At 37.7% G+C, this 12,318-nt stretch carries 11 protein-coding genes; 1 reads left to right on the top strand and 10 read right to left on the bottom strand.

The genetic code is table 11. From position 1 onward, the window contains the following. Window positions 1-84: 84 nt before the first annotated feature. From MCBB_RS10620 to MCBB_RS10635, 4 genes are all read right to left on the bottom strand, one after another. Window positions 85-744, bottom strand: coding sequence for an ABC transporter ATP-binding protein (locus MCBB_RS10620; RefSeq protein WP_071907735.1), 660 nt, complete (start codon window positions 742-744; stop codon window positions 85-87). Next, on the bottom strand, window positions 737-1,786 hold the full coding sequence (locus MCBB_RS10625) for an ABC transporter permease (protein WP_071907736.1): 1,050 nt from the start codon (window positions 1,784-1,786) through the stop codon (window positions 737-739). The genes MCBB_RS10620 and MCBB_RS10625 overlap by 8 nt, the downstream gene beginning before the upstream one ends. A gap of 705 nt (window positions 1,787-2,491) precedes the next feature. Continuing rightward, window positions 2,492-3,244: a hypothetical protein gene (locus MCBB_RS10630; RefSeq protein WP_071907737.1), complete on the bottom strand. Its 753-nt coding sequence runs from the start codon at window positions 3,242-3,244 to the stop codon at window positions 2,492-2,494. Next, window positions 3,238-4,416, bottom strand: coding sequence for a hypothetical protein (locus tag MCBB_RS10635; RefSeq protein WP_171899131.1), 1,179 nt, complete (start codon window positions 4,414-4,416; stop codon window positions 3,238-3,240). Before MCBB_RS10635 ends, MCBB_RS10630 begins: the two co-directional genes overlap by 7 nt. A gap of 153 nt (window positions 4,417-4,569) precedes the next feature. Between MCBB_RS10635 and MCBB_RS12175 the strand changes: the two genes are divergently transcribed. Further along, complete coding sequence (locus MCBB_RS12175; protein WP_171899132.1) at window positions 4,570-4,731, top strand: hypothetical protein; 162 nt, start codon at window positions 4,570-4,572, stop codon at window positions 4,729-4,731. Between the two features lie 94 nt (window positions 4,732-4,825). Here the strand turns inward: MCBB_RS12175 and MCBB_RS10640 are convergent, their stop codons facing one another. The 6 genes from MCBB_RS10640 to MCBB_RS10665 form a co-directional block, all read right to left on the bottom strand. Next, window positions 4,826-5,719 (bottom strand): tetratricopeptide repeat protein, encoded by an 894-nt coding sequence (locus MCBB_RS10640; RefSeq protein ID WP_071907739.1) that lies wholly within the window; start codon window positions 5,717-5,719, stop codon window positions 4,826-4,828. Then, window positions 5,713-9,441: an Ig-like domain-containing protein gene (locus MCBB_RS10645; RefSeq protein WP_071907740.1), complete on the bottom strand. Its 3,729-nt coding sequence runs from the start codon at window positions 9,439-9,441 to the stop codon at window positions 5,713-5,715. The genes MCBB_RS10640 and MCBB_RS10645 overlap by 7 nt, the downstream gene beginning before the upstream one ends. A 546-nt stretch (window positions 9,442-9,987) precedes the next feature. Then, complete coding sequence (locus MCBB_RS10650; protein WP_071907741.1) at window positions 9,988-10,269, bottom strand: ArsR/SmtB family transcription factor; 282 nt, start codon at window positions 10,267-10,269, stop codon at window positions 9,988-9,990. A 23-nt stretch (window positions 10,270-10,292) separates the two neighbouring features. Further along, on the bottom strand, window positions 10,293-10,895 hold the full coding sequence (locus tag MCBB_RS10655; protein WP_071907742.1) for an HAAS signaling domain-containing protein: 603 nt from the start codon (window positions 10,893-10,895) through the stop codon (window positions 10,293-10,295). Continuing rightward, window positions 10,888-11,232 carry a PadR family transcriptional regulator gene (locus MCBB_RS10660; RefSeq protein ID WP_071907743.1) on the bottom strand — a complete coding sequence of 115 codons (345 nt, stop codon included), beginning with the start codon at window positions 11,230-11,232 and terminating at the stop codon, window positions 10,888-10,890. The genes MCBB_RS10655 and MCBB_RS10660 overlap by 8 nt, the downstream gene beginning before the upstream one ends. A 226-nt stretch (window positions 11,233-11,458) precedes the next feature. Further along, window positions 11,459-12,067 (bottom strand): GNAT family N-acetyltransferase, encoded by a 609-nt coding sequence (locus MCBB_RS10665; protein WP_071907744.1) that lies wholly within the window; start codon window positions 12,065-12,067, stop codon window positions 11,459-11,461. Window positions 12,068-12,318 lie beyond the last annotated feature (251 nt).

The following is a 12,318-nucleotide window of genomic DNA, read 5'->3' on the forward strand; positions in this document are numbered from 1 at the left end:
ACTTAAAAAATTAAAAAAAGAATTAAAAAGATAAATAACAAGTTCTCAATAAAAGGGGGGGAAGGAATTTATCCCTGGAGGGTATTATACCCGAATCTTCCCATCCCTCATCTCAATGATCTCATCTGAGTATTCAGCAGATTCCAGGTTGTGGGTCACGATCACGACGGTGACACCATCCTTACGGTTTAGATCCTGGAATATCTGCATTATTGCATTTGCGTTCTTGCTGTCAAGCTCTCCAGTTGGTTCATCTGCAAAAACTATCGATGGATCATTGATAAGGGCACGGGCTATTGCAACGCGCTGCTGTTCACCACCTGAAAGCTGGCTTGGAAGTTTGTTATGCTTGCCCTCCAACCCCATCCTATCGATGAGCTCCATTGCTTTTGATTTGTCCTCCTTGATCATTGGGAGCATTACGTTCTCAAGGACCGTGAGCTGATGCATCAGGTTGAACCTCTGGAAAACAAATCCTATCTCATTTCTACGCATCTGGGCCTGTTTTTTTGAGGAGAATTTGCCGGGTTCCTTTCCATTTATGAGGAAAGTACCCCTTGTAGGGGTGTCCAGTATTCCTGCAACATGGAGGAAGGTTGATTTTCCAGATCCAGAGGGACCCATCACTGCAGTGAAAGATCCAGTTCTCAGGGCTAAATTCAGCCCTGCAAGGGCGTTTACCCCCTCATCCCCCATTTTATATGTTTTCCAGACATCTTTAAATTCAATTACATTGTTACTCATTTCTCAATGCCTCCACAACGTTCAGTTTTGAAGCACGCACTGCAGGGTAAAGTCCTGCGAGGATACTCAGGAGTGTGGAACCTGCAATCGCGCTTACAATGAGCCATGCAGGCAGCATTTCTGACATGTAGTCAGTGAAGTTGAGTACGTTGGCCAGTGCAACTATTCCAATGGCACCTACGATCACCCCAACAACTGCCCCTATGAATCCAAGGATTCCAGCTTCAAAGAGTGTGCTTCCCATTATCTGTTTATTTGTAAATCCAATAGCCTTTAAAACTCCTAATTCTCGTGTTCTTTCCATTACACTGATGAACATGGTGTTTACAACGCTTATTATACCCACAAGGAGTCCCACACTTGCAATGAGACTTGCAAAGAGCATGGATTTGTCTGCCATCTCCTGAACTTCTGCTACTTTATCAGATTTTGTTTCGACTGTAACATTTCCAACATCCTTTTCAAGTGCATCTGCCACTGTTTTTGGGTCTCCATGGGTTTTGGCTGTTATGATACTTACCCTGTTATCCTGCATCTCTTTTGCAAGGGTTTGATTTATGTATAGGCCGTTTCCATCCTCTTTGGCTATTCCTGTTATTGCCATTTCCTTACCATCAACGTTCACCTTGCTACCGACCTTGTAGCCCAAGGTGTCAGCAATACTGTAGTCCATAACAACTCCTGGGGATCCTGTCTTGAGTCTGAGCTGTTTCCAGTCGTTGGTTCCCTGAACCGCAATTTCCTGTCCATTTATTGTTTGCTTGAAGACTGTGAATTCCTTGGTATCGTAGAGTTTGGAGTAGGCTTCCACCTTCGAAGCTGTTTGGTTATCCATCAGGTAAGATCCCGTGCTTCCTGCAGGGGATACAGTTAAATCATACATATAAGCACTTGTTTCTTCTTTTACGACCGATGTTGCACCTGCAGTTATGCCCACAAGCACCATTATGGTTGCAACGCCGATGATTATTCCTAGCATCGTCAGGGCGCTTCTGAGCTTCCTTCTGCGGATGTTGTTGAAGGCCAGTTTATAAAGATCCATAATTTATCACCTCAAATTCTTTCACTTATCGATTGACTAAAAAAAAATCTTCAAAGGGATTAAAAAATACTGAAATCATGAATATATCTGATCTATTTTATTTGAAGATTTTATAACAATTTTTTGAATATTTTGAATGTTAAAATCCAGTTTAAATCACCCCATCAAATTTAACTCTATTTTAATGTTGATTAAACTCTTAAAAATAGTTTTTTCCAAAATTAAGGGAAATTTAACCCGTATTTTCCTCAAATTTGTCTCTGGATTCACTCCAGATTACACCCAAATTGGGTCTCAGAAGTTCAATGTAGGAAATCATTGAATGAAAGATGAAAGGTTAAGAAGTAAAAATAAGGATTTAATGTATGAAAAAAAGAAATTCAAAGTTTTTTTTTATCAGTTAAATTTAAATCAGAACCGATAAATTTGCCCTTATCTTTTCTGCTGTTTTTCTTCAAGTTTTCTGGAGATGTCTTTACCAGTTGCAACTGGTTTTTCCTTTTTTTGAATTTTATCTTCAACTGTATCAACTTTTATAAGGTTGTAAACCATTGAAGCCAGTACAAAACATATAAACAATCCTTATAATTGGATTTCCCGAGGATTGGCCAACATAATCTACAGACAAAGCAATGACCGTACCAGTGCCAATGAAAAATCACTGCAGCTAACACTGCAAAAAAAATTCCTAAACCCCATAAACCATCACATCAAACGACTAATATCTGTGTTTATAAGTTTTAGATAAGTTTTATTAGCCGTTATAACATCAAAACTGTTAATTTTATCCCTACCACACATAACTGCACTACAACCAGATAAAAGCAAAATAAAAGATTCTTCAGTGACTAAAAAAGTTGTTGACACCCTTTCTGTTCCTTTCCACTTGTTATGTATCAACATAAAATTAATTTCATGAATATGATTATAAAGCCTCTTTACCTGTTTATTTTGCCATTTAACTTTACCTAAACGTTTAAAAAATTCAGCACTAGGATTGGGAGTTTCAATGTCAGAATCAAAATCCTCTAAGAGCAAAATTATTCTTGTGGCCATTTCTCCGTTTTCAACTTTGTATAAATCTTCCTGGTAAATATTATGATTTGTCCTAATACTGTAAAGATCGCCTATAAAAGTATAAATCACCCAAAAATGTTTTATATCGATTAATGGTGCTAAAGGAATACTTAAAGGAAATTTACTAAGATATTTACCAGCAAAAATTGCTAAATCAGAATAATCATCACTTTTAGCAGCATAACCCTTATCAACACTTGAATCAATAGGATTACCCATATGAACAAGCTTTTCATAAACTTCAGAATCTTCCAAAGCAAGTATACCCTCAATCACTTCCTTTAACCCATCAACATCACCAAACTCATCCAAAACTTTACCCGCAACATCAACAGTCGGCTCTGCACTAAAAAAACTCATATTTTTCACTTCCATTACCATGGCCATTTACTTTTGATCCAGTTTACAGTTGAAGTCACTACTTTTTTAACGGTAGTTTTGACTTTAGCAACTACTTTCTTCACAACTTTAACCACTTTCTTCACAACTTTTTTAACCTTATGAACTACCTTCTTAATTACTCTTTTAACTGTTTTTACAACTTTTTTAACTTTATTAACTACTTTCTTAACAGTTTTTTTAACTTTATTAACTACTTTTTTTATGGTTGTTTTAACTTTAGTCACGACTTTTGGCAGTACCTGCCTAACAGTATTGGTGATTTTAGTCATAACCTTATTAAAACCGGTTTTAGCAGTATTTACGGCTTTATTAATAACTTTTTTAGAGGAATCTATTAAACTTTTAGATGAATCTATTAAATAATTCAAATTTCTATTTAAAAAAGCACCGAGCTCACCGTAATTCTCCCATACTTTCTTAAGTGGATCTGGACTAACCAAAAGCTTACCCAAATCTCCCAAACCCCTCCTAAACTCAAAATTACCAAAAGCCGTTGCAATAGCAACCAACCTCTCACTACCAACCAACTTACCCAAACCCTTACAAACATCCACAAACCAACCCACAGGATTAGGAAACAAAACATCACCCACCCAAGAAACAACCTCCTTCAAATATTCAAGGTTATTTAATTTAAACTTCTCAGTTAAACGTCTCATGAAACTTCCAATTCTCGTTAATAAAACATTATCAGTTAATTTTATTCCTATTTTTATTCCTGTTTTACTTAGTAGTCCTGATAATGCCTTACCCAGTATTGTTCCTGCTCTTCCGATGGGTATTATCGCAAGTACGTTTAGGAGGAAGTTTCCAACGGACATATCACCATTTTGTTCAACACCAAATCCCCAATAAAGCAGCCACTTAATATTCTCCCCACCCCACACATGATCCAAATTACTGTAACCGTAAATATGATAAAAATTATAATTCCAGAAATCCCAGAAGTTCCCAGTACTCCGGGCCTTCTGAGCGGCTTGCATCAACTTATCTTGTATGTAAAACTGATAAAAAAGCGGGCTAAAAGGATTCTCTATAAACTTAGCATAACTGCCATAAATAGAACCCTGCACATTACAATCCAAAGAATTACTTGCATAATCCAAAAACCCATCCAACAAACCAGAAGACGATGAAGATATGGCAGACAAACCCCCACCAACAGGAGCAATAGGAGAAACCACTTTAACAGCCACGGCAGAACCAGAAGAACCACCCTGCACACTATGAACACCGTTACTGTAACCCTGTGAAACCGAATGCACAGTTGATGTGGATGAACCAGTAAAACCTCCACTTGAACCGTGATTAATGGGTGTTACTGGATTCTGTACCTTGAAAGCGACTGTGGTGTTGTTGGTGTTGTTGAGATCATCCCAACCCCTCAACATGACATTGTAATTACCATCTTTAAGTCCAGGAACAGTGTAGGTGAGTGTCCAAATACCACTGGAACCTTTAATTAGGTTGTAGGTTTTTCCGAGAATCTCCGCTGTAACTGCCACAACATCAGAAAGAAGTTAATATCCATTACATTATAAAAAAAGGAATATTTGTTGATTAAGTCTCTAAAAGTTTTTTAACTGATTTTTGAGCTTTGATTGCATCTTCAAATTCAGGATTCAACTCCAAAACTTTATTATAACATTCTAATGCTTCAGAGTATCTTTCAAGTTTTTCTAAAACTATTCCCATCTCATACCATGCATCTTCATCTTCAGGATCTATTTCTAAAGTATTACTATAACATACAAAAGCTTCTTCAAACTTTCCAAGCTTTTTAAATAAATGACCCTTTTCATACCAAGCATATTCAGATTTAGGGTTTAACTCTATAGCTTTATCATAACATTCTAAAGATTCCTCATATTTTTCGAGGTTGAAAAGTGCAACACCTTTATTATTCCAAGAATATTCAGAGTTTGGATCTAATTTTAAAGCTTTATTAAAATAATTTAAAGATTCATCATACCGTTCAAGCCTAATTAAAGTGTTTCCTTTATTATGTAATGACTTTAAATCTTCAGGATCTATTTCTAATGCTTTTTCATAGCATTTTAATGCTTCTTCAAATTTTCCAGATCTAGTGAATATCCATCCCTTATTGTACCATATACTTCCATTTTCAGGATTTAATTCTAATGCCTTCTCATAACAAACCACAGCCTCTTCAGGCTTTCCAAGTTTATTAAGAATCCAACCTTTATTCTGCCATGCATCTACATTTTTAGAGTTTAGCTCTATTGTTTTATCATAAGATTGAAGAGCTTCCTCATACATTTCAAGATTAGTGAGTGCCAAAGCTCTATTGTACCACGCAATTGAATTTTCTGGTTCATTCTTTAATATTTCATCACTACATTCAAGTACTTCAGAATACTGTTTAAGCCTCATAAACTTATTACAATCCTCTTTTTTATTTTTAAATAAAGTGAGTATTCCCATTTTTACCATAACCCTACTTTTCTTCCAATTTTACCTACAAAATTTAAACCCTGCTTTATAACTGGAACATTCCTAACCATCTTGTAAGGTTTGCTTTTCACTATAGGATCCAGATATTTGTGTACTTTTGGTTTAACATATTTTTTCACGAGAGGTTTAACATTTTTGGCATAGTATCTCTTTATTTGATTGTAACCTTTTTTTACTTGTTGAATTTTATGTTTAATATATTTTACAGCCCCTTTATGCTTATATTCATTAAATTCTTTTTTAATTATTTTAACAACAGGTTTAGACACTTTAACAATAGGTTTAAATGTAGATTTAACAGAATTAACCATTCCACCAATAAAAACGTCCCTCTTACGTGCGGGCACATTTTTGAACAAATAAAACCCCGAAAGAATCAATGAAATAAAAGTTCCAGCCATTTTATAGGGTTTACTGAGGTTTTCCCAGTTTTCCATCAACTTTGCAATCTGATCACGAATATCCCTTGGAGTAGGTATCCTACCTAAAATTCCATTAATTCCTTCTTTATCTTGGTATTCTTTAAAATTATCAGATAATCTAATATTATAATCAGGAATTCCTTTTTTCAACGAATTTAAAATTGGCCATGGTAGATTTATAATATCTTGTATTAGTCCTTTCCATCCTGTTCTTTTTTGGGGGATTAAGTTGGGTGCGTATTTATCTAAGAGATAATTTCCTCCAAAGAAAACCGCACCAAATAGAGCAATCAGAGCTGCAACTATCCAACCCCAACCTGGAACCTCAACCGAACTCTCCATAGAAGCCCCCCAGCCAACATACAAAGCCTCTAAACCAGCACCACCTATCAAATTTTTCATCTGATCAATGGTTAAAGGAATACCTCTGCTTACAGGAGGCAAAATTAAAGCATATCCTGTATATATCTGGTTGAATTGGTCTTTAGTTAGAACACGTATACCTAAAACTGGGTCCTGAAGCACCACCCAACCATCCAAATTCTGCAACACTACACTATAATGAGTTACTCCATTAAAATTCAGAAGAACAATATCCAAAGGATGAAGCCCACCAACACCCAACTGAACACCAGACAAGGAAACACCAAACTTCAAAGCAGCTTGTATCAAACCCAAAAAACTAGTACCCACATTAGTAGTACCTGCAAACCTTACAATCTCATCCACCGACGCAGAAATACCTAACCCAAACAAAACATTCGAAAGAGCCATAGGACCACAACTACTCAAAGAAGAAGAACTCACACCACCATACAAACCAGAATGTAGAGTTGATGTGGATGAACCACTAGCACCTCCACTTGAACCGTGATTAACTGGGGTTACGGGATTTTGTACCTTGAAAGCGACTGTGGTGTTGTTGGTGTTGTTGAGATCATCCCAACCCCTCAATAAAACATTGTAATTACCGTCTTTAAGCCCGGGAACAGTGTAGGTGAGTGTCCAGATGCTGTTGGACCCTTTAATTAGGTTGTAGGTTTTTCCGAGAATCTCCGCTGTAACTACCAAAGCATCAACATCAGAATAAACCCTCACAAAAAGCTTACCACCCTCCCTAACAGTAACAAGCAAAACCTCTGCTTTTAGGGTCGGTGCAGTGTTATCCACAGTAAACCCTGTATAAGCTGTTCCCTGACTACCCAAACCATTGGTAGCAGTAAGAAGTACGGTTTGAAATCCGTCTGCAAGTCCTTGAACGGAGTAGTTGAGGGTCCATGTGTCGTCACTGTTTTGTGTTAGGTTGTAATGGTTTCCAGTGATGAGTGCTGTGATATTAACCACATCAGGATCTGCACAAACCCTCAACGTGACATTACCGCCATTTTTAGTACGGCCCGGTAAAACAGTACAATTCACACCAGGAAGCGCATTATCCACACTCATATTCGTTGTATTAAATCCATGATTACCAGCACCATCCCAAGCATCCAGAATCACCTGTAAAAGACCATCCATAACCTGTGGTACTGTGTACTGAAGAGTCCAAATACCATCAGGACCCTGGATCATAGCATAAGTTGTTCCGAGTATTGTTGCAGTCATACGAACCGTATCAGGATCTGAAACCACCTTAACAAGCACCGAGTTACCAGTTTTAGTAAGACCCGGCAACACATAACCATTAATACCAGGCGCAGTGTTATCCACCGTAAAATTCAACGATGCACTACCCATATTTCCCAGTGCATCAGTTCCAGTTAGAATTATGGTGTAGAGTCCGTCTGCAACCTGTGGTACCGTATAATTGAGTGTCCAAAAGCCATCAGTACCTTTTGTGAGGTTGTAAACCTGTCCGAGGATGGTTGCGGTTAAAGTGGCTGTGTCGTTGTCTGCACTCACATTCAATGTTATGTTATCCCCTGTTCTGGATGTGGTTTGATTTAAATCCCCTAATAGTGTGGGTGCTGTGTTGTCCACTGTGAAATTGAGGTAGTTGTTACCTGTATTTCCCAGTGCATCCATTGCAGTTAATATGATGTCATAGGTGCCATCTGCAAGTTTTGGTACTGTGTAGTTGAATATCCAAGTGCCAGTTGGATCTTTTATCATGTTGTAGATGGTTCCCAGTACTTCCAGGGTCATACTCGCGGTGTCATCATCTGCAGTGGCATTCACCAGAACACTATTCCCGGTCCTTGTTAAAACCGGATTACAAGTCGCATTTATAGTTGGTGCAGTGTTATCCACAGTGAAGTTCATTATTGAAGTGCCCATATTACCCATACCATCAAAAGCACCCAATAACACAGTATAAACGCCATCTGCCGCATCTGGAACTGTGAAATCCAGGTTCCAATTGTTACCCGAACCTTTATTCATACTGTACAGGTTTCCCATAACATTAGCAACAATATACGACGTATCTGCGCTGGACTGAGCATCCACAGTAAGATTATCACCAGAACGTACCATATTACGATTCAACGAAGATATGACAACCGGGGCTGTGTTATCCACGTACTCTGTTAAGTCCCATACTAGTTCTATTCCGTCTTGTCCCATTCCTTCTATGCCGGTTCCTGTCCACTTAAAACTCACACTGCTGATTATTCCTTTGATCATTACGCTTCCTGCACCTGCACTGTTGGCTGCCCATGAAGCTTCCTGATTAAACTGGGAGAACTTCTGATTAGGTGTTCTCTCTATAGTTTTACTGGTAACCTGAAACTGACTGTTACCCGAAAGTTTAGTAAGGCTCAGATCTGAGTTTAAGAGTGTTAAGATTGCAGAGTTAGTGGTTGCCTTGTTTGAAACACGACCATCACCACCCATACGATCCAAGTCCAAAACTGGATTTAAAACAGGTTTGCTGAAGTAAAAAGTGATGTACCCGGTTCCTTTATCATCTCCGGCACGATCTATGTTTGTACCCACAGAATCTGGACTAATATCCCACCAGTAACTGCTTTGCAGGGACGTGTGCCCTGCAGCATGTGAATTGCTCCAGAAGTTATTTGTATTCAACTTACCATTAGAAAATGGAGCAGAACCTGGCACACCCGAATCTGCAACACCCCAACGAGCATTACCGGAAGTCGTAACAACACCCGTAACCGTAACGTTACCCGCCTGAGACGTTACAACAGCGCTTCGGCCATTATCACTAACACTTCCACTCCATGGCCCGGTTAAATTACCTGCATAAACCAAATTCGGAGTTAAAATCGCTAAAACCAATATCAACACTAAAACAACATTAAACTTCCCATTTATCATCAAATAACCTTCCACAAACAAATTAATACAAATCAACAAAAACAATACTACAAATAATACAATAATACAACTAATTAAATAAAACAATATATAAAACTATCGGAAAAAAAGCACCAAAACAAGAATTAGAAGATACTTCAATCAAAAACCAGATAGAATACATAAAAGACCTAAAAAATCCACAATAAATGTATAAAACATTTATTAAGCTCATTTTTAATAATTATACAGATAAATTAGAATATATTCAAATTTTAACCATCAGAGATCCCCATTCATAATACACCTCACCATCACTCCCTCAAAAATCGTGAAAAAATAACTAAAAATTCAAGAATTGGTCCCTAACAAAATTTTTAATGATCTCATACAAATTTGCACGGTGTTTGATTCTAAAGAGATTAAAAATAAGTAATATACTAAAATTGATTATTATGAACAAAAATTATAATTATTATTCAGGATCATGGATGTTACATCCCTGCCCATACTAACCTCATCCCTGACTGGAATCCATCTTCAGATCAACATCATCCATGACTTCAATCAATCCCCATTAAACTCATCCCAGATCTCAAGGAATGAATCATAGCTCTCCTCCATTCTCTCCGAGAGGAAGTAAAGGGCTCCGTAGTTTTTTCCAGGTGAGGTGACAAGTTCATTTTCCTCAAGGACATTTATATGGTACTTAACGGTTTTGTAGTCCAGGGAGAGTTTTTCAGAAAGCTTGTTGATGTTGTATGGTCGATTTTCCAGTTCTTTTATTATCCTGGCACGATTGTTTCCTCCCTTCGTGCTTGCGATTATCTTCCAAAGAAATTTGTCCATAAAAATCACTACCATTATTTTTTTTAGTTGTTTGAAGCATCTCGTCCTTTTATAATCCTCAAGTTCAATTTCAGGTATCTGATTGCCAGATCGTAGAACCATTTAGATACGTAGGCCATTATAACCACCCATACTGTTCCCAGAACCGTTAAACCCATGCCTCCACCTATCATTATGAGTGTGCCGAATATCCCCTTACTCACAGGGAGGTGGACGTAGTTTGGGACTATCACATTCAGGAGTGGTGAGAATATTGCCAAGATCCCTGTGAAAACAACTGCCAGTCCTACAACGAACAGTGTAACCAGAATGGCTGCAAATCCCAGGGCAGGTACAGCCACGAATATCATGTTGAAAAGTCCCAATCCTGCCGCTGCCAATATTGCCTCCATCATACGGCCTGCTGAAGGTTTGTCCTCAGCTTTGCTGATCATGTACTCTGCCTTAACCTGTTTTGCAACTATTTTTGGATCTCCCAGGGCCCCTGAAAGTTCTTCCTCAGTCCTGCCATTTTCCAGCCCTATCTGGAAGTGTTCTTCGTAGTCTGAAAGTATATCTTCCCTGTCTTCCTCGGGCAGATCTTTCAGCAGTTCATCGAGTTTTTCAAGATATTCCCATTTATTCATCCTTAAATTCCTCCAAATCCGTGGCATTTTCAGAGTACAGTAAATTGTTAACACCTACAGAGAAACTCTTCCACTCTTCAACCAAGTCATCCTTCTTTTGTTTTCCCAGATCTGTGAGTCTGTAGTACTTCCTTGAAGGGCCGTCTGAGGACTCTTTCAAGTAAGAGGTCACAAGTTTTTCCTTTTTCAGCCTTTTAAGAAGGGGGTAAATGGTTCCCTCTGAGATTGCGATGTTCTCGGATATCTCAGAGACCATTTCATAACCGTAACAGTCTTTTTTGTCGAGTATTGCCAGAACGCAGATTTCCAGCACTCCTTTCTTAAATTGGGTGTTCATGGTATCACTGTACTTTTACAAGGTACTGTATAATGCAAGGTACTATTTATAATTTGGGTTTGTGTGGAGGAGTGTTGAGGGTTTCAAATTTGTATCAGGATCAATTAATATGGAAACGAATTAAAATTAGAAATTGAATTAAAAATTAAATAAGAAGTAATGTTTGAATTAAAAAAAATCAGTGCATAAATTACTTAATTCATGAATTAATATCATTTTAAATTTTTCAGAGCAAACACTCCATTCCCCAGGTTCCATCATCAAGTCCGAACCATTTGAACCTTTTTTCACCGTAAACTGTGAAGCCATGTTTCTCGTACCATGCCCGCGCCTTGGTGTTGTAGAATAGCACATCAAGAACCATTCTTTTGCAGTTCTTCTTCCTTGCAATCTCGAAGGAATGTTCGAGAAGGAAGGTTCCAGTTCCTTTACCCCTTACTTCAGGATTGACTGCTATGTTGCCGATGTAATAATCATCACCATCTATGGATGAAGCTGAAATCCTGTCGAAGATTGGTTTCACGAGCGTGAGCTTTAAAAACTGTAAAAAGTTCACTGCATTCCTGTAAACCTTTACTTCGTCCATGAATTTTATTTCATCCCCTCTGTAGGCAACCAGAACACCCATGGCTTTACCATCTTCATCCTCTGCAACGTGGATGTTCTCATGGCCGTATGGATTCTTTCCAGCCACTATGAGTTTTTGAAGTTTTTTAAGGGCTTTTTCACGGTTTTCATCCAGGAATATTCTGAAGAGGTCTTTATCTGTTTCGTAGATAAGCTCTGAAACCAGCTGAAGGTCATGCCTTTTTGTGTCAAGTCTTTCAATGTTCATCTCTAAAAACGTTCCTTTTAAGATTAATTAAACAATTTTACTGGTATTAATGGTATTAAACCACGGTATCAAAAAGTTATATCAAAAGTTTTAATTTCAAATCTGATTTTTTTTTATAAATATTGAGAATTTTATAAAAGATATATGCGGATTATATTCATCTAATTTTTCATGCAACTTACATTTGAAATTTACTGCCAGAATCTGTGATTTTGTTATTCAACAAATTATATACAGACATCTCTATAAAT

Origin of the sequence: Methanobacterium congolense, assembly GCF_900095295.1 — an archaeon.
Lineage (GTDB): Archaea > Methanobacteriota > Methanobacteria > Methanobacteriales > Methanobacteriaceae > Methanobacterium_C > Methanobacterium_C congolense.

What these genes read in the sequence shown, in the direction of transcription:
- MCBB_RS10620 (WP_071907735.1), bottom strand. Translation starts at nt 744, where the DNA reads ATGAGTAACAATGTAATTGAATTTAAAGATGTCTGGAAAACATATAAA.
- MCBB_RS10625 (WP_071907736.1), bottom strand. Translation starts at nt 1,786, where the DNA reads ATGGATCTTTATAAACTGGCCTTCAACAACATCCGCAGAAGGAAGCTC.
- MCBB_RS10630 (WP_071907737.1), bottom strand. Translation starts at nt 3,244, where the DNA reads ATGGTAATGGAAGTGAAAAATATGAGTTTTTTTAGTGCAGAGCCGACT.
- MCBB_RS10640 (WP_071907739.1), bottom strand. Translation starts at nt 5,719, where the DNA reads ATGGTAAAAATGGGAATACTCACTTTATTTAAAAATAAAAAAGAGGAT.
- MCBB_RS10645 (WP_071907740.1), bottom strand. Translation starts at nt 9,441, where the DNA reads ATGATAAATGGGAAGTTTAATGTTGTTTTAGTGTTGATATTGGTTTTA.
- MCBB_RS10650 (WP_071907741.1), bottom strand. Translation starts at nt 10,269, where the DNA reads ATGGACAAATTTCTTTGGAAGATAATCGCAAGCACGAAGGGAGGAAAC.
- MCBB_RS10655 (WP_071907742.1), bottom strand. Translation starts at nt 10,895, where the DNA reads ATGAATAAATGGGAATATCTTGAAAAACTCGATGAACTGCTGAAAGAT.
- MCBB_RS10660 (WP_071907743.1), bottom strand. Translation starts at nt 11,232, where the DNA reads ATGAACACCCAATTTAAGAAAGGAGTGCTGGAAATCTGCGTTCTGGCA.
- MCBB_RS10665 (WP_071907744.1), bottom strand. Translation starts at nt 12,067, where the DNA reads ATGAACATTGAAAGACTTGACACAAAAAGGCATGACCTTCAGCTGGTT.